This window comes from Candidatus Eremiobacteraceae bacterium (assembly GCA_035710745.1).
GTDB lineage: Bacteria > Vulcanimicrobiota > Vulcanimicrobiia > Eremiobacterales > Eremiobacteraceae > JANWLL01.
Map to the genome: position 1 here is coordinate 1 of DASTCX010000033.1, position 21,946 is coordinate 21,946.

At 64.2% G+C, this 21,946-nt stretch carries 29 protein-coding genes; 19 read left to right on the plus strand and 10 right to left on the minus strand.

Features of this window, described 5'->3' with window-relative positions:
- Positions 1–152: 152 nt before the first annotated feature.
- Both VFO25_11955 and speD read right to left on the minus strand, forming a co-directional pair.
- Positions 153–1,040 (minus strand): fused MFS/spermidine synthase, encoded by an 888-nt coding sequence (locus VFO25_11955; GenBank protein HET9343616.1) that lies wholly within the window; start codon positions 1,038–1,040, stop codon positions 153–155.
- The gene (gene speD / locus VFO25_11960) at positions 1,006–1,443 is read right to left on the minus strand and encodes an adenosylmethionine decarboxylase (GenBank protein HET9343617.1); all 438 of its coding nucleotides are present in this window, start codon (positions 1,441–1,443) and stop codon (positions 1,006–1,008) included. Before speD ends, VFO25_11955 begins: the two co-directional genes overlap by 35 nt.
- A 292-nt stretch (positions 1,444–1,735) precedes the next feature.
- On the opposite strand from speD, the gene rplU reads away from it, so the two are divergent.
- The 4 genes from rplU to VFO25_11980 all read left to right on the plus strand — a co-directional run bounded on the left by rplU (position 1,736) and on the right by VFO25_11980 (position 3,392).
- Positions 1,736–2,050, plus strand: a complete 315-nt coding sequence (gene rplU, locus VFO25_11965; protein HET9343618.1) for a 50S ribosomal protein L21 — start codon at positions 1,736–1,738, stop codon at positions 2,048–2,050.
- Positions 2,028–2,435: a ribosomal-processing cysteine protease Prp gene (locus VFO25_11970; GenBank protein ID HET9343619.1), complete on the plus strand. Its 408-nt coding sequence runs from the start codon at positions 2,028–2,030 to the stop codon at positions 2,433–2,435. The genes rplU and VFO25_11970 overlap by 23 nt, the downstream gene beginning before the upstream one ends.
- Before the next feature lie 3 nt (positions 2,436–2,438).
- The gene (locus VFO25_11975) at positions 2,439–2,684 is read left to right on the plus strand and encodes a hypothetical protein (GenBank protein ID HET9343620.1); all 246 of its coding nucleotides are present in this window, start codon (positions 2,439–2,441) and stop codon (positions 2,682–2,684) included.
- A 135-nt stretch (positions 2,685–2,819) separates the two neighbouring features.
- Positions 2,820–3,392, plus strand: coding sequence for a lytic transglycosylase domain-containing protein (locus VFO25_11980; GenBank protein ID HET9343621.1), 573 nt, complete (start codon positions 2,820–2,822; stop codon positions 3,390–3,392).
- Here the strand turns inward: VFO25_11980 and VFO25_11985 are convergent.
- A complete protein-coding gene (locus VFO25_11985) occupies positions 3,381–3,665 on the minus strand; it encodes a twin-arginine translocase TatA/TatE family subunit (protein ID HET9343622.1) in 285 nt (94 codons plus the stop codon). The two genes, VFO25_11980 and VFO25_11985, sit on opposite strands and share 12 nt — an antisense overlap.
- Positions 3,666–3,752: 87 nt before the next feature.
- Here VFO25_11985 and VFO25_11990 point away from each other — a divergent pair, with 87 nt between their 5' ends.
- Positions 3,753–4,235: a hypothetical protein gene (locus VFO25_11990; GenBank protein HET9343623.1), complete on the plus strand. Its 483-nt coding sequence runs from the start codon at positions 3,753–3,755 to the stop codon at positions 4,233–4,235.
- A gap of 7 nt (positions 4,236–4,242) precedes the next feature.
- Here VFO25_11990 and VFO25_11995 read toward each other — a convergent pair whose 3' ends face one another.
- On the minus strand, positions 4,243–4,707 hold the full coding sequence (locus VFO25_11995; GenBank protein ID HET9343624.1) for a tetratricopeptide repeat protein: 465 nt from the start codon (positions 4,705–4,707) through the stop codon (positions 4,243–4,245).
- Here VFO25_11995 and trmD point away from each other — a divergent pair.
- From trmD to VFO25_12060, 13 genes are all read left to right on the plus strand, one after another.
- Positions 4,706–5,389, plus strand: a complete 684-nt coding sequence (gene trmD / locus VFO25_12000; protein HET9343625.1) for a tRNA (guanosine(37)-N1)-methyltransferase TrmD — start codon at positions 4,706–4,708, stop codon at positions 5,387–5,389. The two genes, VFO25_11995 and trmD, sit on opposite strands and share 2 nt — an antisense overlap.
- Positions 5,390–5,967: 578 nt before the next feature.
- Positions 5,968–6,222 (plus strand): hypothetical protein, encoded by a 255-nt coding sequence (locus tag VFO25_12005; GenBank protein ID HET9343626.1) that lies wholly within the window; start codon positions 5,968–5,970, stop codon positions 6,220–6,222.
- A 201-nt stretch (positions 6,223–6,423) separates the two neighbouring features.
- A complete protein-coding gene (gene rplS, locus VFO25_12010) occupies positions 6,424–6,771 on the plus strand; it encodes a 50S ribosomal protein L19 (protein HET9343627.1) in 348 nt (115 codons plus the stop codon).
- 10 nt (positions 6,772–6,781) lie between these two features.
- Entirely contained in the window at positions 6,782–7,477 is a 696-nt protein-coding gene (gene lepB, locus VFO25_12015; protein HET9343628.1) for a signal peptidase I, read from the plus strand.
- A gap of 32 nt (positions 7,478–7,509) precedes the next feature.
- Positions 7,510–8,205 (plus strand): signal peptidase I, encoded by a 696-nt coding sequence (gene lepB / locus VFO25_12020; protein HET9343629.1) that lies wholly within the window; start codon positions 7,510–7,512, stop codon positions 8,203–8,205.
- Between the two features lie 45 nt (positions 8,206–8,250).
- Complete coding sequence (gene lepB, locus VFO25_12025) at positions 8,251–8,901, plus strand: signal peptidase I (protein ID HET9343630.1); 651 nt, start codon at positions 8,251–8,253, stop codon at positions 8,899–8,901.
- A gap of 37 nt (positions 8,902–8,938) precedes the next feature.
- Complete coding sequence (locus VFO25_12030; GenBank protein HET9343631.1) at positions 8,939–9,688, plus strand: GTPase; 750 nt, start codon at positions 8,939–8,941, stop codon at positions 9,686–9,688.
- A gap of 10 nt (positions 9,689–9,698) precedes the next feature.
- On the plus strand, positions 9,699–10,358 hold the full coding sequence (locus VFO25_12035; protein ID HET9343632.1) for a ribonuclease HII: 660 nt from the start codon (positions 9,699–9,701) through the stop codon (positions 10,356–10,358).
- Positions 10,355–10,735, plus strand: a complete 381-nt coding sequence (locus VFO25_12040) for a YraN family protein (protein ID HET9343633.1) — start codon at positions 10,355–10,357, stop codon at positions 10,733–10,735. Before VFO25_12035 ends, VFO25_12040 begins: the two co-directional genes overlap by 4 nt.
- A complete protein-coding gene (locus VFO25_12045; protein HET9343634.1) occupies positions 10,732–12,063 on the plus strand; it encodes a protein kinase in 1,332 nt (443 codons plus the stop codon). Before VFO25_12040 ends, VFO25_12045 begins: the two co-directional genes overlap by 4 nt.
- A gap of 43 nt (positions 12,064–12,106) precedes the next feature.
- A complete protein-coding gene (locus tag VFO25_12050) occupies positions 12,107–12,304 on the plus strand; it encodes a hypothetical protein (GenBank protein ID HET9343635.1) in 198 nt (65 codons plus the stop codon).
- Between the two features lie 4 nt (positions 12,305–12,308).
- On the plus strand, positions 12,309–12,932 hold the full coding sequence (locus tag VFO25_12055) for a universal stress protein (GenBank protein ID HET9343636.1): 624 nt from the start codon (positions 12,309–12,311) through the stop codon (positions 12,930–12,932).
- Positions 12,929–13,618 carry a hypothetical protein gene (locus VFO25_12060; GenBank protein ID HET9343637.1) on the plus strand — a complete coding sequence of 230 codons (690 nt, stop codon included), beginning with the start codon at positions 12,929–12,931 and terminating at the stop codon, positions 13,616–13,618. Before VFO25_12055 ends, VFO25_12060 begins: the two co-directional genes overlap by 4 nt.
- A 62-nt stretch (positions 13,619–13,680) precedes the next feature.
- Here VFO25_12060 and VFO25_12065 read toward each other — a convergent pair whose 3' ends face one another.
- From VFO25_12065 to VFO25_12080, 4 genes are read right to left on the minus strand one after another with little or no spacing between them, the layout of a single operon-like run.
- Positions 13,681–14,016 carry a hypothetical protein gene (locus tag VFO25_12065; GenBank protein ID HET9343638.1) on the minus strand — a complete coding sequence of 112 codons (336 nt, stop codon included), beginning with the start codon at positions 14,014–14,016 and terminating at the stop codon, positions 13,681–13,683.
- Positions 14,017–14,022: 6 nt separating this feature from the next.
- Entirely contained in the window at positions 14,023–15,051 is a 1,029-nt protein-coding gene (locus VFO25_12070; protein HET9343639.1) for a ribose ABC transporter permease, read from the minus strand.
- A complete protein-coding gene (locus VFO25_12075; protein HET9343640.1) occupies positions 15,052–16,569 on the minus strand; it encodes a sugar ABC transporter ATP-binding protein in 1,518 nt (505 codons plus the stop codon).
- A gap of 3 nt (positions 16,570–16,572) precedes the next feature.
- Positions 16,573–17,496 (minus strand): substrate-binding domain-containing protein, encoded by a 924-nt coding sequence (locus VFO25_12080; protein ID HET9343641.1) that lies wholly within the window; start codon positions 17,494–17,496, stop codon positions 16,573–16,575.
- Positions 17,497–17,756: 260 nt separating this feature from the next.
- Here VFO25_12080 and VFO25_12085 point away from each other — a divergent pair, with 260 nt between their 5' ends.
- A complete protein-coding gene (locus VFO25_12085) occupies positions 17,757–19,259 on the plus strand; it encodes an MFS transporter (protein ID HET9343642.1) in 1,503 nt (500 codons plus the stop codon).
- Positions 19,260–19,292: 33 nt separating this feature from the next.
- On the opposite strand, the gene VFO25_12090 is transcribed toward VFO25_12085, so the two are convergent.
- Entirely contained in the window at positions 19,293–20,576 is a 1,284-nt protein-coding gene (locus VFO25_12090) for a hypothetical protein (GenBank protein HET9343643.1), read from the minus strand.
- 29 nt (positions 20,577–20,605) lie between these two features.
- Positions 20,606–21,928 carry a hypothetical protein gene (locus tag VFO25_12095; GenBank protein ID HET9343644.1) on the minus strand — a complete coding sequence of 441 codons (1,323 nt, stop codon included), beginning with the start codon at positions 21,926–21,928 and terminating at the stop codon, positions 20,606–20,608.
- Between the last annotated feature and the right edge of the window lie 18 nt (positions 21,929–21,946).

Genomic DNA, 21,946 nt, shown 5'->3' on the forward strand with positions numbered 1-21,946 from the left:
TCGAGTTCGTGGTACAATACATGAAGAGCCCTCCTGAAGGCGGTTGCTAAGCACAAACACCTTTCAGGAAGGCTCTCGCTTTACCCTAATTTTACGTGTAGCGAAGGTCCGTAGACACTACACTAAAGCTCGACCGCTACAATCTTCGCGGGTTATTCGAAGACGCGAGTCTCTTTCTCGTACGCATCGCGGAGATAGCGCGGCAGATTGAACGCGCGGCGGTGCGTTTGCGCGTCGTAGCAGCGCAAGGCGCACGCTTTCGCATGCGCGTCGGCGGTGGACCCGGCCGCATCCGACAGCGCGTCGACGTCGTCGCCGCACAGCGCGTAGCCCCATTCGGTATCGAATGCGGGGACGTAGGTCGAGTACGGGGCGACGCTTCGAAAGGCTGCCCGCAGCGTCGCGATCATCCGAGCGTGGGTCGCATGATTGTGCGGGCCCGCCATCGATGCTTGCAGCGCATAGAACCCGCCCGGCGACAGCCGCTCGCGGATCTTCTTATAGAAGCCGACCGTGTGCAGCCCATACGACGGCGAATCTTCGAGCGGTTCGGTGAGATCGCCGAGGATGACGTCAAAACGCTCGTCAGTGTTTTCGATGTAGGCCTTGGCATCGCCGACAACGAGCTCGGATCGCGGATCGTCGAACGCGCCGTCGCTCCACTCGGGCAGATGCTTTCGGCATGCGTCGACGACGACGCCGTCGATGTCGACCATCGTCGCCTTGACCATGCCCGGGACTTTGAGCAGTTCGCGGAGCGATGCGCCTTCAGCGCCACCGAGGATGAGAGCGCGCTTCACGCTGCCGCGAGCGGCACACGCGGGATGGACGAGCAGCTCGTGGTAGATGCGCTCGTCGAGCGCAGCCGATTGGGTGTCGCCGTCGAGGACGAGCATCTTGCCGAAGAGCGGGCTGACGACGATCGCGTATTCTTGAAACGACGAGCGACCCTGAGCGAGGGTCGCCGTCAACGCGTGGCCGTGGATCTCGCCGTCGGCTACTTGCTCAACGTACCACTGCGAGTTTTCTGTTTTTGGCACGGCTGTCCGTTCCGGCGCCCCTCTTCCCGACGATATGGCCGTAGACGCCCGCTTCGTCCGGCAAGCCGCGCCGGACTTCGGTCGTCAGCATCTGCTTCGCCTGGAATTTCTCGGCTGCGTAGCGGCAGGCTTTCCACGGATCCGTGTGGTCGCCGCACGTGTAGATATCCATCGCCGCATAGCCGTATTCAGGCCAGGTGTGGATCGAAAGATGCGATTCGGCGATGACGACGACGCCGCTCACACCCTGGGGCGTGAAGCGATGAAAAGCGGTCTGTAAGACCTCGGCGTTTGCTTCTTTTGCGGCTGTGACGAGGATGCTCGTCACCTGATCGACGTCGCTTAGTATTCGAGAGTTGCAGTCGGAGAGTTCAACGATGATATGCGTGCCAAGCGCTTTCAACCATCCAGCCCCCTACAGGCGTGTAGCACGCCGAGCCTCGATCACGACCGACGAACTCGGCGAAAGGGAGTACCCACCTCCACTCATACGGGCAACCGGAGCGGCGAGCCGCTTACCAAGGTCCAATATTAGGACATTTAATCCGCCATGTAAATACTTTAGTTTTGCGGGACATCGCTAGATTGACCGCGAAGAGGCCCTGTGATAGCATTTGCGTTTGTGCGATTGAAGCGCCGGCCTTTTCCAACGCCGCGCTCCATGAGTTAATCCGAAACAGAGGGACCACTTCTCCATGTATGCCGTCATCGAACTCAACGGCCGCCAGCTCAAGGTGCGGGAGGGCGAGATCGTCCGGCTCGACCGCGTCGCCGGCGACGTCAACTCGAAAGTCGTCTTCGACCGCGTCTTGCTCGCGCACGACGGCAAGGAACTCATCGTCGGCGGCCCCACCGTCGACAAAGCGACTGTGAGCGCGACGGTCGTCCGTCAGGCGAGCGGGCCGAAGATCGTCGCCTTCCGGTATAAGCCGAAAAAGCGCGTGCGCCGTCGTCACGGCCACCGGCAGCCGATCACCGAACTTCGGATTGACAAGATCGCCCTCTCGTAAGCTCTACCCGGGCGGCCTCACCGTCACGGCGCGGCGTTCGGCCGGCCGTGTCGTTTCCATTGGAGTTGCGGGGCATGCCGGTTTCGCGCCTCACGGTCGCGACATCGTCTGCGCCGCCGCGAGCGCGCTCGTCCACTCCGCCGCGCACGGCATCGCAGCGCATTGCGGTGCGCGAGCCACCGTCGTCGACGAACCCGGCGGCGACTATCGGCTCGACGTTCCGCGCGGGGGCAACGCGCGGGCGCAAGCCGTCCTCGAATCGGCGCTCTCGGGGCTGCGTGCGATCGCGACGTCGTATCCGCGCTACATGCGAGTCCGCGTCCTCGCGGGAAATGCGACGGCGGCGCCGAAGCGCAGACGCCCTATTCGTGGCGCGAGGAAATAGCACGTGGATACGATGACGGACAAGCTCGCGACGACCGACGACCCTGGAGGTTCGAGAAAAGACGTGGACAGCGACGGCGACGATCTCAAGCGAGCCTTTCTGGCGGGCGTCCTCGGGGCGGTTGTGGCCTCGGCAGGCTACCTTATCTATAACCGGCTCGAAGACGAGCACAAGGATGCCCTGCGCAAGACGGTCATGAAGTTCGTCGAGGAAAAGGTCGGCGATCTTCGTTCCCAGTTCAAGCTGTAAAGTGGTATGCCGAGCACGGCTCGGCATTCGTTGAGATTGGATCCGGGGAGCGGTCGAGATTTATCTCGACCGCCGCGGTCTTTCTTGCGGGGGTCGGCCTTTACGCCGGCGCTCCATCTGCCGATAACTAAGAGGATGCGGTCTAAAGCTATTTTCGTCGCCGTCCTCGCGACCGTCGCCGCCTTCGGGCTGCGCGCCGAGCCGGCGCGCGCCGGCGCGACGACGTCCGCGCAGGCGATGACCGCGTACGAATCTGCGATCCGCTACTTCAATCCGGGCATCGGCGAGTCCGATGCGCGTCGCATCGTTTCGGCGATCATCACCGACGCGTACCAGGACGGCGTCGATCCGCGACTCGTGGTCGCGATCATCGCGACCGAGAGCAGCTTCGATAAGACCGCTCGCAGCTCGGCCGGCGCCATGGGTCTTGGCCAGTTGATGCCGGCGACGGCCGCGGATGTCGATGTGAGCAACGCCGACGACATCGATCAGAACGTCCGCGGCACCGTGTTGACGCTCAAGGGAAATCTCGAGCACTATGCGTCGCTCGATCCGCAGCATAAGTTCGTGTACGCGATCGCGGCGTACAATGCGGGCACGGGCGCGGTCGACGAATATCACGGTGTGCCGCCGTACGACGAGACGATCCGCTACGTATGGAAAGTCGTCGTGCTGTGGCGCCGGCTCTGCGGTTTGTCAGCCACCTAGGTCCGGCGTCTTCGACTCTTCGGCCGCCGCTTCTGCGGCGTTTTCTTTTTCCGGCCCGTCGAGCGGCTCGGCGACCGACGCTTCGATCGTCGTGACGTGACGCGGCTCGTCAGTGCGCGCGGCGCGTTCCATCTCGTTCATAAAGGAGTGCGTCGTCGACTGGACGTGCCGCATCGCCTCGCCGAGTTGGCGCGCGATGCGCGGCAACTGGTCCGGACCGAATAGCAACAGCGCGAGCAGAAACACGATCGCGGTGTCAGACGGGCTCAACATGCGTGTGGGAAGGGCTCCATCGGCGTTCGGCAAATCTTTATCGACCGCGCTTCTTCGTCCTCGCGGATTCGGAACACGAGGCGTTTGTTGAAGATTATCTACACGAAGGGCCAGCGCGAAGAAGCGGTCGCGTCCATCTCGACCCTCAAGAAGATACTCTCGCGATTCGTCCACCATCGCGTTTTCTACGAGATGTCGGCGCGGCATCGGCGTTCGAACCAGCTCTATTCCGTCAAGAATGTCTTCACGATCGACCACGTCGAGGTCAGCGGCTCGGCGGAGCTCATCGTGTCGCTCTTCGACGCGCTCCATCCGGCGCATTCGGTGGAGATCGTCAACCCGCACGCCATGCGCGTCTACGACGAGAACCCGAGCAAAGGATTTGCGGTGGCGTTCTACGCGGATGAAGCGGGCGATTTTGACGTGCGCTTCTATCTCCGCGATGAAGGCGAAGACGAGCGCTCGCCGCGCAAGACCGCGCTCGAGCGCATCACCCTTCCGCAGCTCTTCGAGTACTTGCAGGAGATAATTCCGGCCGACGTCGTGGAAGTCGGCGAGCCGAAGCGCTAGACCCCGTTCACGCGCGACGCCGCCAAAACGCCTTCCATCGCTCGACGAGTTTGCCCGTGCGCGAATCGAGCGAAGCGGCGAGTCGCAGCTCGCGCACGCTCTCTCCGATCTTGCCTTCGCGCCGCAAGACGACGCCGAGATTGTGGTGCGCCATCGCTGACGATGGGTCGATGCGCAGCGCCGCCTCGTATTTCGCCCGCGCTTCTTCGAGCATGTTCGCTTCCTGCGCCAGATTGCCGAGGTTGACGAGCGCCGGCGCGCAACGCGGGTCGCGCTCGAGCGCTCCTGCGAAGTCGTGCGCGGCGCCCGTTCGATCGCCCATACGGACCTTGCACACACCGCGTTTCGAAAGCGCGAGCGCCGCCCGGTCGTCGGCTTCGACCGCTTCGGTGAAGAGGGCGACGGCGCTCGCGAACGCGTTCTTTTCGAATGCGGCAAGTCCGCGCTCGTAAGGCGAAGAACCGTGCTCCATGCGCATCGACATCGTCACGTTGTTCCCCGAATTCCTGCGCCCCGTGGTCGAGGGCAGCATTCTCGGCCGCGCGCGGTCGAAGGGGTTGGCGCAAATCGAGCTGCACGATCTATGGAAGTTCGTGCCGGCCGGTGAGCGAGCCGACGACGCACCGTATGGCGGCGGCGCCGGTATGGTGATGCGGCTTGGTCCGATCGTCGATTGTCTCGAGCATCTGCTCGGCGGCGACCTTAAAGTCCCCGCAGGGCATAAGCTGATCGTACCATCGCCCGCGGGCCGGCGCTTCGATCACTCCGTGGCCCTGGAGCTGTCGCAGCTCGAGCGGATTATCGTCCTTTGCGGCCGATACGAGGGCATCGACGACCGTCTGTTCGACCTCGTCGAGGCAGAAGAGATCTCCCTCGGCGATTTCGTCATCACGGGCGGCGAGATCGCGGCGCTCGCTTTCGTCGACGCATGCGTGCGCCTGCTGCCGGGAGCGATCGCGCCGGAAAGCGCTCGAGATGATTCGTTCACTGACGGCGAGCTGGATTGGCCGCACTATACGCGACCAGCGGTCTTTCGCGGACTGGCCGTGCCTGATGTGCTTCTCACGGGAGATCACGCACGCATAGAGGCGTGGCGGCGCTCAGAAGCATCTGCACGAACCACTCGCCGCCGCCCCGACCTAAAACGGCCGTAACTGTTGGGATACGCAACGCCGATGTAGTAGGCCGAGCGAAGCTCGGCGATACGAAACGTACGACGACAGGGATCGAGCGATACTGCGATGGTTAGGCGGTGCGGTCGGTACCGGAGAGCAAGTCGGGTGGCTAGCGCCCCTATTGCAGTTGATCCTCCGCGCCTTTTGGCGCTTTGCACGTCTAACATAAAGATCTCGTCGGCGCGGGGACCTTACCACATCTCGTGACCGAAATTGTAGACGCACGTTGGATAGAAAGACGCTGGCGATCATCTTCGGCCCTCGCCGTTTGCCTCGGGTGTCGCGTAGCAGTTAGCCAGGGTCACGGCGCTTGTGCCGGCATCATCGGCGAATACGACAACCCTCCCTTTTTGGGTGAATGACGATCTGCATACTCACGTCGACCCCAAAGAGGTCCAGTTATTGTACTGGCTCGAGTGTAGAACAAGCTCGACATCAGCTCTGGTTGGAACTTGGCGCGACTGTCTTGGCCGGTGTAGCGGTCGGCCTCTGGACGAAGAAAATTACCCCGTCCCGCATTGAAAGTCGACCACAGTGGGAAGCCGAATCGTAACGCCGTGGGCAAACGCGGTTGGACCATCAGGCTGTCCGTTCTCGGCGCTGCGATCATTTGCGCGGTTGTATCCGTCCGCAGCTTCCGCGAAGAACCGGGAAAAACGATCTACGAGACTCCCGGCTACCACGGCGGCGGCGATTATTTTTGGTTTTGGCCAACCTGGGGCATCGTTCTCATGGGCGTTGCGATTGTGCTATTTCTCGGAGCGGTCTCGATCTGGCCGAGGCGACGAAAGACCACAATCGTCCCGCATTGAAACTTGACCACTCCTTCCGGCGTCTGAACCTTGTCGGGCCATCCCGCGCTATGGTATACTGTCTCTCGTTCAATCGGATTACCGAGCGCCGGTAGACAGAGCCGGCTTTTCGAGGCGTCTGGCAGCGTCCGGCCTTCACGACGAATGCGTGACCGGCGCTTTTTTAGCGGCCCTCGACCACCTCTAAGGACGACGACGATCATGGACCTGGCAACAATTCTCGGAGACGACCAGCGCAAGGCCCACCCCGCGGAGTTCTCCGTCGGCGATACGGTACGCGTCCACACACGCGTCACCGAAGGGAACAAAGAGCGCATCCAGCTGTTCGAGGGCGTGGTCATCGAGCGCAAGAACGGCGGCCTCTCCGCAAGCTTCACCGTGCGCCGAATAGCGCACAACGTCGGCGTTGAGCGTTCGTTCCTCGTCCACTCGCCGCGAGTCGACAAGATCGACGTCATCCGCCGCGGCGTCGTCCGCCGCGCGAAGCTCTTCTACTTGCAAGACCGTGTCGGCAGCAAAGCGACGCGCATCAAAGAGAACAAGAAATAACTCTCACTAGATGAGCCCGTACGTCCTCGGCGCCGTCCTCGGCATCCTCGTCGTCGCCCGGATCATCATTTGGTTCGCCCCGGCGGCGGTGCCCGATGACAAACAGCGCGGGGTCGTGCGCGAGTATCTCGACGCGTTCATCATCGCCGGCGCGGTCGCGCTCGTCCTCATGCATTACGTCGTGCGGACCTTCTGGATCCCGAGCGGCTCGATGGAGCCGACCCTCGCCATCAACGACGTGCTGTTGGCGAACGAGATCCAATACCGGTTCGGCTCCCCGCAGGACGGTCAGATCGCAGTCTTCAAGCCGCCGTCGCAGGTGCCCGAACTCGGCGACACCGATTTCATCAAGCGCGTCATCGCGGGGCCGGGCGATACGCTGAAGATCCACGACGGCAGCGTCTATCGCGACGGCGTGAAGCTGTCTGAACCGTACCTCAAACAAGCTCCCGATTATGAGCTATCGCTGCAGAACTACGATCTCGTGATCGACGGCATCCCGCTCGATCCGTCGCGTGCCGTCGTGCCGCCGAAGAGCGAGTGGCAAGCGCCCGATCGCGTGCCGAACGGCTACTACATCATGCTCGGCGACAACCGGAACAACTCCGACGACTCGCACCTCTGGGGATTCTTGCAGCGCGACCAATTCGTCGGTCATGCGTTCTTCGTCTTCTGGCCGCTGACGCGCACGAGGCTTCTGCACTAGGACCACAGCCGCGCGTCGCCCAAGCCTCACACGTGAATCCATACGTCCTCGGCGTCATCCTCGCGCTCCTCGTGATCGCGCGCGTCGTCATCTGGCTCGCCCCGCAAGTCCTATCGAGTGACGCACAGCGCGGCGTCGTGCGCGAATACCTCGACGCGTTTATCATCGCCGGTGTCGTCGCGCTCGTTCTCATGCGATTCGTCGTCCGGACGTTTTGGATTCCGAGCGGGTCGATGGAACCGACGCTCGCGATCAACGACGTCCTGCTGGCCAATGAGATCCAATACAGCGTCGGCTCACCCCAGGACGGCCAGATCGCCGTCTTCAAGCCGCCGCCGCAAGTCCCCGAACTCGGCACGACCGACCTCATCAAGCGCGTGGTCGCAGGCCCTGGCGACACGCTGCGCATCCACGATGGCGTCGTCTATCGCAACGGCAAAGCCCTGAAAGAGCCGTATCTCAAGCAGGCGCCCGATTACGAGCTGGCGCTGGCGGATTACGATCTCGTCGTCGATGGGATTCCCCTCGATCCGTCGCGCGCCGTCGTTCCTCCGAAAAACGCGTGGCAGGCGCCGGATCGCGTGCCGAACGGCTACTACATCATGCTCGGCGACAATCGCAACGACTCCGACGATTCGCACCTTTGGGGATTCTTGCAGCGCGATCAGTTCATCGGGCACGCGTTCTTCGTCTTCTGGCCGCTCGCGCGCATCGAACCGTTGCGCTAGCCCGCGACGAGGAGCGCGAGCGCGTCGCGCCCAAGACATAACTCCGTGCTTCCGCAGCCCCTCGATCCGGCACAACCGGACGAGCCGCACGACGCGCGGTCCTTCGTGCTCGACGATCTCGATCGCCGGGCTTCCACTATCAGAGCGCTCCGCCATGCGGGCGCTCTCTTCGTGCAAGTGCTCGTGCTTGCGTCGCTCGTATCACTTTTTTTCCTTCGTGTTCCGCAGGTCGACGGCTACTCGATGCTGCCGCAAGTCGACGCCGGCGATCACGTCCTCATCAACACGCTTTCGTACGATTTGCGGATCCAGCGGCCCGGCGCTGAGGGTCAGGCGCTGCTCGACCTAGCGCTTCATCCTATCGAGCGAGGCGACGTCATCGCGTTCGTCCACGGCACCGGCGACGACAGCCGCATCTATCTCAAGCGCGTGATCGGCCTGCCGGGCGAGACCGTCTCGATCGAGCGTGGTGTCGTATCGATCGACGGATCGATCGTCGCGCCCGACTACGAAGCCAGCCGCGATGCCGCCGATATGGCGCCGCTCAACGTGCCTGCCGGAACGTACTTCGTCCTCGGCGACAATCGCGGCGATTCGGACGATTCGCGCGCGTTCGGACCGGTTCCAACCGCCGCGATCATCGGTCGCGCGGCGCTCGTCATCTGGCCGCCGGCACGTGTCCGCGCGATCCGGTGAACGGCCGCGCGCGGCGGCGTCGTGGTACCCGGGCCACATGGCGGCGGGCATCCGCGCGGTGCTCGAAGTCGCCGATCTCATCGACGTCGTCATCGAGGTGCGCGACGCGCGCGTTCCCCGCGCCACCGCAGTCGCAGGCCTCCATCCGCGCCTGAAGCGCAAGCCGACGATCGTCCTGCTCAATCGCGCCGACCTTGCGGAAGCCTCCGTCACGCGGGATTGGGTCGAGTCGCTCAAAAGCGAGTCTGTCGACGCCTTTGCGACCACGGCCACACACGCCGGCACGCTGCGCGCCGCTCGCGCCGCTTTGCTCGCGCGCCCTCGCAAACGCGCTGTCCTTCGCGCTGCGGTCGTCGGCGCACCGAACACCGGCAAGTCGTCGGTCATCAACGCGCTCGGCCGACGCAAACGCACGGTTGTCGCGGACCGCGCCGGCGTGACGAGGCACGCAGGTTGGTCAAAGGTCGAGGCAGGCGTCGAATTGCTCGACACGCCCGGCTTGCTGCCTCCGCGGGTCGAGAGCGCGCAGGCGGCATGGCAGCTCTCGCTCTGCGGCAGCCTGCCCGAATCTGCGTTCGATGTCGAGGAGGCCGTCGACGAATTCGCTCGCTGGCTCGCGCGCAATCGGCCTCAGTACGCCGCCCGCGCCGATCTCGACGAGTTCGCGCAAGCGCGCGGGATGCGCCGTCGCGGCGGCGAAATCGACCGCCGCAACGCAGCGCGAAGATTCGTCGCAGACTTCCGCGCAGGCGACCTGTTCCGGCTCACCTTCGAAACACCTGAGTGACTGGAGCGCGATGACGAGCGCCGAGAGCCGACGGATCAACCGGCTGCACCGGTTCGAACGCGATCTGTGGGAAAGCGGATCGCTTTTGCTTTGCGGCCTCGACGAGGTAGGTCGAGGCCCGCTCGCGGGTCCGGTCACCGCCTGCGCGGTCGTCATCGAGCGGCCGCTTCGGCTCGAATTCCTCGACGACAGCAAGGTCGTCACCGAACTGCGACGCGTCGCGCTCGACGCGCTCATCCGCGAGCAGGCCGTCGCGGTGTCCGTCGGATGGGCGGACCACCTCGAGATCGATTCGCTCAACATCCTCGGCGCGTCGCGGCTGGCGATGCACCGCGCGCTCGCCGGACTCGGCTTGACGCCTTGCCGCGTGCTCGTCGACGGACCATCGCTGCCGGGCTGCGCGTATCCGCAGATGCCGATCATCGACGGCGACGCGAAATCCGCTGCGATCGCCGCGGCGAGCATCGTCGCGAAGGTGGCGCGCGACGCGTTCATGACGCAGCTCGATTCGACGTACCCGGGCTACGGCTTCGCGAACAACAAAGGCTATGCGACGAGCGATCACCTCGCCGCGCTCAACGCGTTCGGTCCGTGCCCCGCGCATCGCCGCTCGTTCACACCGGTCGTCCAACCGACGTTCGACTTCGCGGCAGCCGGCGCGCTGCCGTGAAGGCTCGGCGCGGCGCTTCCACCGCTGCGGTCGGCAGCGGCGGCGAGCGCGCGGCCGCCGACTTCCTCGTCGCGCGCGGCTACCATATCCTCGAACGCAATTTCCGCTGCCGGGGCGGCGAGGTCGACCTCATCGCGCTCGACGGCGGCGTCCTCGTCTTCGTCGAGGTGAAAGTCCGGCGCACGCTGTCGCGCGGCGCGCCGATCGAAGCGGTGACGGCCGTCAAACAAGCGCGGGTCCGCAGGGCGGCCCAAGAATACCTCACGTTTTGCGGCCGCATCTTCCCGCGCATCCGCTTCGACGTCATGAGCGTTATGAAAACCGCCCGGAACACCGATATTACTCATTTGAAGGCGGCTTTTTCCACGAACGCATGAACATCGCCCAAGACAGCGTCCTCGCGAACCGTTACCGCATCGTCGAGAAGATCGGCGCCGGCGGAATGGCCGAGGTCTTCCGCGGCATCGACCACGTCCTCGAACGCGACGTGGCGGTCAAAGTGCTCACCGAGCGATCGGATGAGGTCTGCCGACGCTTTTTGCTCGAGGCGCAGTCGATGGCGCGCCTCAACCATCCGAACATCGTAGCGGTCTACGACGTCGGCGTCGACCGCGATCTCTCGTACATCATCCTCGAGTTCGTCAGGGGCAAGACGCTGCGCGAGATCGACCGCTCGAAGATCTCCTTCGATGGCGCCATCAACCTGATGGTGCAGCTGCTCGAGGCGCTGCAGTACGCGCACTCGCAAGGTATCATCCATCGCGACATCAAGCCGGGCAACATCATCGTCACCGACGACAACGCGCTCAAGGTGATGGACTTCGGCCTGGCACGTCGCATGACGGACGTCTCGAACCTGACGCAGAGCGGCGAGATCGTCGGCACGATCGCGTATCTGCCGCCCGAGCGCTTCTTGGGCAAATCCGGCGACAACACGAGCGATCTCTACTCGGTCGGCGTTCTGCTTTACGAGCTGCTCTCGGGTCGTCTCCCATTCACGCACGAATCGGGCGATCTCGTCGCGATGATGTTCTCGCACGTCAACGACCGGCCGCGGCCGCCGCGCCAGCTCAACCCGCTCATCCCGCCGTCGCTCGACCGCATCATCATGCGTCTGCTCGACAAGGATCCGGCGCGACGCTATGTCGACGCGGCCGCGCTCATCGCCGATCTGCGCTCGGTCCAGGCGCAGCTCGCGCGAGGTTCAGCCAAACAGGACAAAGCGAAATCGCACGAAGCGCCGGAGCCCGACGTCGATGAAGAGCTCGCAACCGCGCAAACGCCCGTCGCGCCCTCGAGCGGTCCGCCTGCTCCGGCCGGCACCGATCTTCCGGTCGAGCCGCCGAGCGGCGGTTATCTCAAGGGAGAGCTCGTCACGAGCAAGACCTTCACCGCCGCGCTCAAGCGCGTCATGCAAGGGATGATCAGCGCGCGCGCGCAGAATTGGAGCGAGGCCGAGGAGCATTACAGCGCTGCCGTCGGTATGCTCAAGCCGCTCAACCAGACCTCGGAGCTCGCGCGCACGTACGCGCGGCTCGGCGCCCTCTACGTCGCGAAGATCAGATCGTCGGGCAACCAACAGCCGAGCGACGTAGCGACCGCGCGGGAATATCTTTCCAAAGCGTTGCCGACGCTGCGCGACAAACGCATGATCGCCGACGTCAAGGAAGCTGAAGCGAACCTGCGAGCGCTCGACGCCGTCTGAGAGGCCCGCGAAACCGCCTGCTCGAACGCTTTCCGTCTACGTCATGAATCGTCTTCGTTACAAGATTTTCACGTCGTTTGCGTTCGGCGTCCTCGGCCTCATCGCGATCGCGCGGCTTTGGGCCATCGCACCGCCTTCCGCGCAGACGGTCGCTCCGTACGCGACGGCCGCGATCCTCGTCATCGCCGCATTTTGGCGCGGCGTCATCCTGCTGCGCGCGTCGCAGACGCGGGTGACGTAGCCGAGTGGAATTCATCATAGCGCACATCGGTTGGCTCATCGCGGCGGTGATCGTCGCGAGCATTACGTCGACACTCTATTGGATGCTGCATCCGCCCTCGAACAGGACGTTGCGGATCGCAGAGTCGGCGACGGAACAAGCACACAACATCGCGGGCAACGTCCTCGTCGTCTTCTCCGCCGACATCAGCTCCGAGGTCCTCATGGCGCTCGCGACGCGGATGGCGAAGGGCCAGCAGACGCAGCTCGTCGCGATCTACGTCATCGAGGTCCCGCTGACGCTGCCGATCGATGCCGACCTGCCGCAACAGGAACGTCAAGCGCTTGAAGTCCTCACGGCGGCGACCGAGATCGGCCGCAAGGTCGGGCTCGAGATACGAACGCACACGATCCGCGGCCGACAGACGGGACCGGCCATTATCGAGGCCGCCCGCGATGAAAACGCACGCCTCATCGTTATGGGTACGTATCGCGAACATCGGTACACAGGTGCGCCGCTCGCGAAAGTCATCGAGTACGTGACGACGCACACCCACGTCGACGTCCTCGTCGGCGTCTCGAGCGCGACCGAGCCGCGCAGCATGCTCAGTGTGGCCGCGCTGCCTCCAAAGGGAGAGCCGAAACGATGACCCGACGCGCGCTTGGACTGTCCGCGACGACCGGCGCCATTGCCCTAATCGCGATCTGTGCAACCCTCGCAGGCACTTGCGCCGCGGGCAACGCCGCGAGTGCGACGAGCGCGTCGAGCGGAGAGACGGCGCTAGCGAAGTTTGCGACCGTGTGGGATAAGCTCGGTTCGTACACCTGCTCGCTCAGCGCGCACGAAGTGCTCGGCACGCGCGTACAAGACCGCACGTACACTTTCGTCTTTCGCAAGCCGTACGATACGAAGATGGACATCACCGGCGGCGACGGCAAAGGCGGAGCCGCGGTTTGGCACGGCGGCGACACGCTTCGTGGTCACCAAGGCGGGTTTCTCTCGTTCGTGAAGCTCAATCTCAACATCCACGACTCGCGCGCGACGAGCATCCGCGGCACGACGATCGCGCAGGCGAACTACGGCGCGATCCTGGACCACGTCAAGTCGCTCAAAGGAACGATCGAGGCGACACCAGCGGACAACGGCACTTATATCGACTTCAGCGTCCCCGACCCCTCGAGTGACATGAACGTCACCAAAGAGCGCGTCGTGCTTGCCTCGAACGGCCTGCCTTCCGAATACGAACAATGGGAAGGTGATACGCTCGTTCGCCGTGTCGACTACACGGACGTCGTCATCGATCCCCACATCTCGGACTCGGCGTTTAATTTGTAACCGAATGACCGCGGCGGTCGAGATAAATCTCGACCGCTCCCTTTATGTGTGCGTGTGTGCGGTTATTCGCCGGCGAGTTCGCGGTCGGAGATCTCCTCGGCCGCTTCGGAGTAGGCTTGCTTCAGGGCGACGAGAGCCTTGTGTCGTTTCGCATCTGTAGGATCGGGCGTCGACTCGGCGCCGATCTCACCCGTCTCCGACACTCCGTATTTCTTCTCAAGGGCACCGACAAACGTGTCGATGTCGGTCTTCGCTTCGTCGACTTCGCGGATGAGGCGCTGCAGCTCTGAGGTCGGCGAGTGTTCGAGGGCCGCTAGTCGCTCGGCGTCGGTCGCCGGCTCGAACTTCTTCCACCGCGCGATGAGCGGATCGATCCGTTCCCAGAGATTGTCCGCCATACTCCTTTACCTAGCCGCGAGGTATCGTTTTCGAAGTTCGTCGAGCAGAACTGCCACAAGGATTACCGCGCCGAGGACGACCTCCTGCGCGTACGACTGGACGTTGAGCAGGTTCATGACGTTGTAGAGCACGCCGATGAGAAGCGCGCCGACGAACGTACCGCCGATTGACCCGCGGCCGCCCATGAGCGACGTGCCGCCGACGACGACTGCCGCGATGGACTGCAACTCGTAGCCGAGACCCGATTGCGGTATGCCCGAATTGAGGCGCGCGGCGAGCAGCAGGCTCGCGAGCCCGGCAAGCGCGCCGGAGATGATGTAGACGCCGAGCTTCACGCGGCCGACCGCGATGCCTGATAGCCGCGCCGCCTCTTCGTTGCCGCCGATCGCGTAGACGTACCGGCCGAAGCGCGTCTGACCGAGCACGAACGATGCCGCGATGACGACCGCGAGCATGATGACGATCGGGACCGGGATGCCGGGGATATGAACGAGCCGGCCGAGCGACTGGAGGAACAACCCGGAGCCGAGGTCGTTAAAACCGTTGTTGTCGATCTCGATCGGCGCGCCATTCGTGTACATGAAGGCGACGCCGCGCGCCATGAGCATCATCGCAAGCGTCGTGATGAACGGCGGCAACCCGAGCTTGACCACCGGCGTGCCGTTGATCGCGCCCGCCCAGCCGCCGACGCCGATGCCGACGACGATCGCGACGAGCAACGCAAGCCATGGCGTGTGGATCCCCGCCAGCGTGCCCGCCATGAGCACGCCCGTGAGCGCGACGAGCGAACCGACGGACAGATCGATGCCCGCGGTGATGATGACGAACGTCTGGCCGGTCGCGAGGATGGCGTTCACGGCGATCTGCCGTAAGATGTTGAGGACGTTGCCTGGCGCCAGGAAGTCGCCGTGCGTCGCGATGTTCACCGCGACGAGAAGCACGAGGAGGCCGACGGTGATACCGACGATGCGGTAGAGCGAAGCACGCGCCTTTTGCTTGAGAGCGTCGCCCGCTGCGGCCGCGGCTTGCGCCATCTACGCCGCCGTTCCCGTCGCGTAGCGGATGATAGATTCTTGGGTCGCCTCGCCGCGCGCGAAGACGTGGACTATGCGGCCTTGTCGCATCACCGCGAGCCGCATCGACATGCCGAGCACCTCCGGCAGTTCCGAGGATGCCATGATGATGCTCGTTCCACCGCGGCACAAGCCGATCATCAGCTCGTAAATCTCGGCTTTCGCGCCGACATCGATGCCGCGCGTCGGCTCGTCAAAACAGATGACCTTCGCCTTCTCCAACAGCCATTTCGCGAGGACGACCTTCTGCTGGTTGCCGCCCGAAAGATTGCGAGCCAACTGCTCGATCGACGGCGTCCGTATGCGCAGCTCGGCCGCAAGCTTGGCGACGGCGGAAATCTCTTCCCTCCGGTCGACGCGACCGTCGTGCGTGAACATCTCCAGGTGCGGCAGCGTCACGTTTTCGCGGACGCTCATGCCGAGGATGAGCCCTTGCGACTTGCGGTCTTCGGTGACCAGCGCGAGACCCGCGGCGATGGCATCGTGCGGACCACGGAGCCGGAGCGTGCTGCCTTCGAGCTCGACCTTCCCTTTCGGCAGCGGATCGGCGCCGCAGATGGCGCGGAGCAATGACGTCCGCCCCGCGCCGACGAGCCCGGCGATACCGAGGATCTCGCCGGGGTAGACGTCGAGGGAGACATCGTCGATGCGACCCGGGCTCGTCGCGCCGCGCACCGACAACTGGGGCTTGTCGCGCGGCGGATCGGGCGGCAGCGCCGGGAAATGCGCGTCCAGCGTGCGCCCGACCATCAGCCGGATGACGTCGTCTGGAGTGTATTTCTTCGCGTCGCCGGTCTCGACGTAGCGGCCGTCGCGGAAGACCGTGATGCGGTCGGCTATCGTGAATATCTCGTCCATGCGGTGCGAGATGTAGACGACGGCGACGCCTTGCTTCGTCAGCGTCCGGATGATCTCGAAAAGCCGGCCGACTTCGTCTTGCGTTAGCGCGGCGGACGGCTCGTCCATGACGATGACGCGCGCGTTGACCGACAACGCCTTCGCGATCTCCACCATCTGCTGCTGGGCGACCGATAAGGTCCGCACCTCGGCGAGTATCGGCAGGTCGACGCCGAGGCGCTCGAGGACCGCGAGCGTCTGCGCGCGCAGCGCCGGTCGATCTATCGCGAGTCCTTTCACCGGCTCGCGCCCGAGCATCACGTTCTCCGCGACGTTCAGGCTCGGCACCAAGTTGAACTCCTGGTAGATGACCGCGATACCGCGCTCTTCCGCCGCTTTCGGCGACGTCAGATGGACCGGCTTTCCTTCGATGTCGATCTCACCCGAGTCGGCTTGGATCGCACCGGCGAGGATCTTGACGAGCGTCGACTTTCCTGCGCCGTTCTCGCCGACGAGCGCGTGCACTTCGCCGGTGCGCACGTCGAAGTCGACGCCCGAAAGCGCCTGCACGCCCGGGTACGACTTCGACACGCCGTGCATCGCCAGATACGGCGTCACGGCCGGCGCGACCGCGTCAGCCACGCTCTACGGCTTCACGGGCCCCGTGTACGATCCGACACTCACGGGTATGACCTTCTTCGGCGTCTTGCCGTTGAAGTAGTCGTGGATCGCGTCGATCGTCAACTGTCCTATCATATCTGGATGCTGCTGCGGATCGCCGATCATCTCACCCGAGTCGATCGCTTTGCGTCCGATTGGACTCGCGTCGTAGCCGACGATCTTGATCTTGCCGATCTTGCTCGCCGCTTTCACCGCCGCGACCGCTCCGAGCGCGGAGTTGTCGTTGATGCCGAAGATGCCGGCTAGATCGGGCAGGCGCTGGAGCAGGTTGTCGGTGACCGACTCCGCTTTGCCCTCGTCGCCGCCGGCGTCTTGATCTGCGACGATCTGCACCGCCGGGCATTTCGCTTGCACCTCAAGTTTGAAACCCTTCACCCGATCTTGGACCGACGTCACCTCGGGCTGATCGATGATCGCGACCGTGCCCTTGCCCGCGAGCGCCTTGCACATGAGATCGGCTGCGACTCGTCCGCCTTGTATGTTGTCGGACGCGACGTGAGCGATCACCGTGCCGTGAGAGGCCGTGCTCGCGATGTCCGCGGTGAAGACCGGAATGTTCGCTTGGTTCGCCTCGACGATCGCGGGGCCGACCGCTTTCGAATCGGCCGGCGTCAGAACGATCGCGTCGACTTTCTTGCTGATGAAGTCCTCGACTTGCGATTGCTGTCGCGCTGCATCGCGATTCGCGTCGACGAAGGTGACGGTATAGCCGTACTTCACGGCCTCCGCTTTCATGCCGGCTTCGAGATCTTCGTAGAACTGCGCCTGAAGGTCTTGGATCGACACGCCGATGGTCTTGCCGCCGCCGGCGGCTCCGTTCGGACCGCCCGATTGCTGCTGAGATTGGGAGCAGGACGTGACCGAAAGGGTGAGTCCTACGAGTGTCATCGCGATGAAAAACCGGCGAAATGCTGTGGATATCAATTCGTCCCTCCAGTACCAGCGGGCTGAAATCCCGGACCGTGGACCGTAAATGTGCGGTTCCGGGCATATTTGGCCGTTCCTATCCACACGGCAAAAGCAGAATCGTGTGGATATGTGGATAGATGGGTTGTCGTGACCTTAACCCCCATCGAGCGCTCGAACGCGCCTCTAGAGCACCGTTTATTCAAGCGGCGACGGGCATCCCCCGGGCGAATGCCGCCGCCATGACAAGCGCCCGCAGCGCGGTGCTCGTAGCCACCATACTCGGTTCGAGCATGGTTTTCATCGACGGCACCGCCGTCAATGTCGTGCTGCCCGTGCTCCAAACCGACCTCCATGCCAATGCCGTGCAGCTCCAATGGGTGGTCGTCGGCTACTCGCTTTTCTTGTCGTCGCTCATTCTCGCGGGCGGATCGCTCGGCGACCACTACGGCCGGCGAAAGATGTTCGTCATCGGGACCGTCGTCTTCGCCGCCGCTTCGATCGCGTGCGGTTTCGCACCGAACGCAGCTGCGCTCATCATCGCGCGATGCATCCAAGGGATCGGCAGCGCGATGCTGACGCCGGGCAGCCTCGCGCTCATCGGCGCGAACTTCGACGAGCAGTCGCGCGGCAAGGCGATCGGCACGTGGTCGAGCGCGACCGCGGTCATGGCGGCGCTCGGCCCGGGGCTCGGAGGCTTCCTCGCCCAGCACGTCTCATGGCGGTCGATCTTCTTCATCAACGTGCCGCTCGCGATCGGCGTCGTCATCATCGCGCTTCGAGCCGTTCCCGAAAGCCGCGATCACGAACGCGTCCATCACCTCGACTGGCTTGGCGCGTTCGCGTGCACCGCCGGCCTCGGGCTCATCGCCTACGGGCTCACGTTCGCCTCGACGACGTGGACGATCGTCGGCGTCATCCTGCTCGGCGCGTTCGTCGTCATCGAAGCGCGGTCGAAGTCGCCGCTCGTCCCGCTCGATCTATTCCGGTCGCCGACGTTCAGCGCCGTCAACGCTCTGACGCTCTTGCTCTACGGCGGGTTGGCCGGCGTCACGTTCTTCTTGCCGTTCGAGATGATCCAGGTCGACGGATATACGCCGACCGCCGCCGGCTTCGCGTTCTTGCCATTCATCGCTATCATCTTCACGCTCTCGCCGATCGCGGGTGCGCTCATGCCGAAGATCGGCGCGCGCGTCATGCTCGTCGTCGGCCCGCTCGTCGTCGCGGCCGGATTCGTACTGCTCGGGCTCGCCGGCGGTCACATCGACTATTGGACGGCGTATCTGCCCGCGATCGTCGTCATCGGTATCGGAATGGGCTTCACCGTCGCGCCGCTGACGACGACCGCGATCGATGCCGCCGACGCCGACCAAATGGGCGTCGCTTCGGGCGTCAACAACGCCGTATCGCGCGTCGCGGGCATGCTCGCGATAGCCGGTCTCGGCGCGCTCGTCCTCTCTCTCTTCTCGAACGACTTGCAACGCGAGCTCAAGGCGGTCGGCGTGCCGCCGTCCGTCGCGAGCGCCGTCATGGCTCAGCGCGCCTCGCTGGCAGCGACGACCGCGCCGGCGGACTCGGATGCTGCGACGAAGGCGCTGGTGCATCGTGCGGTCGACGGCGCGTATCTCGCAGCGTATCGGATCGTCATGTTCGCGTGCGCCGGCCTAGCGGCTGCCGGCGCACTCGTGGTTGTCGTCTCGGTCGCGCCACGGCGCGTGCCAAGACCGGTCACACCGATCGCCTAAGGGCTGCTCGAGCTTCTGCGCGCAGGCCGCCGTTCAATGAGGCCGCTTCGTCTTTGCGTGGCGCTGCCGCTGGGCATGCGCTACCGGGACCATCGGCAGCCGCGCCGCATCGACTCCGAAACGTCTGGCGACGATCCGGTATTCGAACGGCACATCCGAGCGGCCGCCTTCGAGTTCCCGCACGACGAAGCCGCCCGGCGAGCGCGCCGCAACGTACAAGCCCTGGCAGTCGCCGTCGGGCGTGACGAACACCCGATAGCCGGCGTTCGTATCGATCACGTTCGAGAACGAAGGGTCGAGCGCGACCCGCGCGACGCCGTTCACGAGCGCCGCATCGCCGGTGTCTTCGATCGTCGGTTCGCTTTCGAGCGCCGAGTACTCGGAGACCGAGCGCGTGCGCTTCCCTCCGAGCGCGCACCCGCTATGGCACGCACCCGCGGTCGTGAGCAGTCCCGAGATGCTGAGATTTCCGCGGTCGTCGAGATTCATCATCATCGCATCGTTCCCGTCGAACGCCGACATGACGTAGTCGGACGTGTTCGCCTCGCCGGCGAACATCCACACGACCGGATTCGAGCCGGAAGACGTGAACTCGCCCGCCGGCTTACAGCAACCGCTGTCCGCCATGAATCCGCTGGTCACGAACGTGCCCGCTTGTGAGGTGACCGCGAAGATGTCATTGCCGCTCGGGTCGACCGCTTCGATCATGTCGTTGATGCTGCCGGAGCCACCTTGGACGAACACCTCGGGCAAGCTCGCGTTCGGCCCTTGATTCGCGAACAACGCGGTGCCTTGCTGCGCGAACGCGTACAGCGAGTTAGCGTTGGGACCGTAAGCGAAAGCGTGGAGCGCGTCGCTCGCGGTGCTGCCGTCGGCGAGCACTCCCGCGCTGTTGTTGTTGTGCGTCGACGACGTGTTGCGGCCGGCCACGCCGAAACCACCGGCCGCCGAATTCTGCCCGTACACGCCGCTCGCCGCAGACGAGCTGAACCCTTGCACGCCGTTGAGATTGGTCGACGTCCCCGTCACACCGGAGCCGTTGACCGATATACCGGTCACGCCCGAGTTGAGCGTCCCTGTCGTGCTCGTGTCCTGGCCAAGCACGCCCGCTTTCCCCGCGGGCTTGCCGGCGCTCTTGAACTTCGTGAGACCTTCGAGGCCCGAGCCGTTCGTCGATACACCTTTCACGCCGTCGCCGCTCTTCGTGTTATCCCATTCCAAACACGGCGCGGTCGAACCGCACGTCATCACCGACTCGATCATCGCGCGCGCTGGTGCGCTCGTCGCGACGAGAGCGAGCGCGCCTGCCGCGATCACCGCAGCTAAGCCGAGACGAGCCGCCGCCCTCATGACCGGCCACCGAAGATGTGCGTCGACGGGTGATGCGGCTTCGCATTCGTGCGGACGTTGACCATGGGCAATCGCGCGACGCTCACGCCGAAGCGATGCGCGACGATCCGATACCCGAAGCTGACGTTCGAGCGTCCACCCTGAAGTTCTCGTACGACGAAGCCGTGCGCCGAACGCTGCGTCACGAAGAGGCCGCGGCAATCGCCCTCAGGTGTCACTGTGACGATATACGGTATGTAGGCGTTGATGATGTTCGCGAATTTCGGATCGAGCGCGACCTGCGCGACGCCGTCGACGAGCGACGCTTCGCCGTTGTCCTCGATCGTCGGCTCGCTCTCGGCCGGCGTATACTCGCGAACGGCGTGCACCCGCTTGTGGTTGACGATACAGCCGCCGCTGCACGAACCATCCGAATAGAGAAGTCCGCTGATGCCGATGTTGCCGATGTCGGTTATCCCGGCGACGTCGGTGCCGTTGACGTCGTTGACGGTGAGCACTTCGAAATCAGTGCCGGAGCCGCCGCCGTAGACGTTGAGCGGGGGCGTCTGATAGTCGGAGCCTTCGAATACCGACGCGAACGGCGCGCTCACCTCGAAATCGGTGTGGAACCACGTGACGCTGCTGGACATGCTGAGCACGGTCCCGTTGGGCCCATCGGCGTGGATGATATCGTTGCTGTTGCTCGGGTTCGTGTCTTCGAGCGCGAGCTCAGGAGCGAGGTTATTGCCGCCCTGATTTGCGACGAGTGACGATCCTTGCTGCGAGAACGCGTAGATCGCGTTCGCGGTCGATCCGGTGCCGAACGCGTGCAGTCCGTCGTCGTGCGCGCCGCCGTCGGCGAGCACGCCCGCGCCGCCATTGTCGTGCGTCGTCGCCGTGTTGCGCCCCGCCACGCCGAACCCGCCCGCGACCGAATTCTGTCCGTAGACGCCGCTCGCTCCCGAAGCGCTGAAGCCTTGCACGCCGTTGAGGTTGGTCGACGTGCCGGTCACACCGGCGCCGTTGACCGACACGCCGCTCACGCCTGAGTTGAGTCCGCCACTCGTGCTCGTGTCCAGGCCAAGTACGCCAGCTTTGCCGACTGTCTTGCCGGCGCTCTTGAACTTCGTGAGCCCTTCCAGACCCGCGCCGTTGCTCGAGACGCCCTTCACGGCGTCTCCGCTTTTCGTGTTATCCCATTCCAAACACGGCGTTGTCGACGCGCACGACATCGCCGCCTCAATCATCGCCCGCGCGGGCGCGCTGGACATCACGCCGAACGATCCGGCGGTCAGCAAGATCGCGACGAGCGCGACCCGCCGTTTCACTCCCTTGGCCATTTCACTAGCCCTCCTGTG

Bases quoted from the DNA above. Each gene is read 5' to 3' on its own strand.
- rplU (HET9343618.1), top strand. From the start codon at position 1,736: ATGTATGCCGTCATCGAACTCAACGGCCGCCAGCTCAAGGTGCGGGAG.
- VFO25_11980 (HET9343621.1), top strand. From the start codon at position 2,820: ATGCGGTCTAAAGCTATTTTCGTCGCCGTCCTCGCGACCGTCGCCGCC.
- VFO25_11985 (HET9343622.1), bottom strand. From the start codon at position 3,665: ATGTTGAGCCCGTCTGACACCGCGATCGTGTTTCTGCTCGCGCTGTTG.
- trmD (HET9343625.1), top strand. From the start codon at position 4,706: ATGCGCATCGACATCGTCACGTTGTTCCCCGAATTCCTGCGCCCCGTG.
- VFO25_11995 (HET9343624.1), bottom strand. From the start codon at position 4,707: ATGGAGCACGGTTCTTCGCCTTACGAGCGCGGACTTGCCGCATTCGAA.
- rplS (HET9343627.1), top strand. From the start codon at position 6,424: ATGGACCTGGCAACAATTCTCGGAGACGACCAGCGCAAGGCCCACCCC.
- lepB (HET9343628.1), top strand. From the start codon at position 6,782: ATGAGCCCGTACGTCCTCGGCGCCGTCCTCGGCATCCTCGTCGTCGCC.
- VFO25_12030 (HET9343631.1), top strand. From the start codon at position 8,939: ATGGCGGCGGGCATCCGCGCGGTGCTCGAAGTCGCCGATCTCATCGAC.
- VFO25_12035 (HET9343632.1), top strand. From the start codon at position 9,699: ATGACGAGCGCCGAGAGCCGACGGATCAACCGGCTGCACCGGTTCGAA.
- VFO25_12045 (HET9343634.1), top strand. From the start codon at position 10,732: ATGAACATCGCCCAAGACAGCGTCCTCGCGAACCGTTACCGCATCGTC.
- VFO25_12050 (HET9343635.1), top strand. From the start codon at position 12,107: ATGAATCGTCTTCGTTACAAGATTTTCACGTCGTTTGCGTTCGGCGTC.
- VFO25_12060 (HET9343637.1), top strand. From the start codon at position 12,929: ATGACCCGACGCGCGCTTGGACTGTCCGCGACGACCGGCGCCATTGCC.
- VFO25_12065 (HET9343638.1), bottom strand. From the start codon at position 14,016: ATGGCGGACAATCTCTGGGAACGGATCGATCCGCTCATCGCGCGGTGG.
- VFO25_12070 (HET9343639.1), bottom strand. From the start codon at position 15,051: ATGGCGCAAGCCGCGGCCGCAGCGGGCGACGCTCTCAAGCAAAAGGCG.
- VFO25_12080 (HET9343641.1), bottom strand. From the start codon at position 17,496: ATGACACTCGTAGGACTCACCCTTTCGGTCACGTCCTGCTCCCAATCT.
- VFO25_12085 (HET9343642.1), top strand. From the start codon at position 17,757: ATGACAAGCGCCCGCAGCGCGGTGCTCGTAGCCACCATACTCGGTTCG.
- VFO25_12095 (HET9343644.1), bottom strand. From the start codon at position 21,928: ATGGCCAAGGGAGTGAAACGGCGGGTCGCGCTCGTCGCGATCTTGCTG.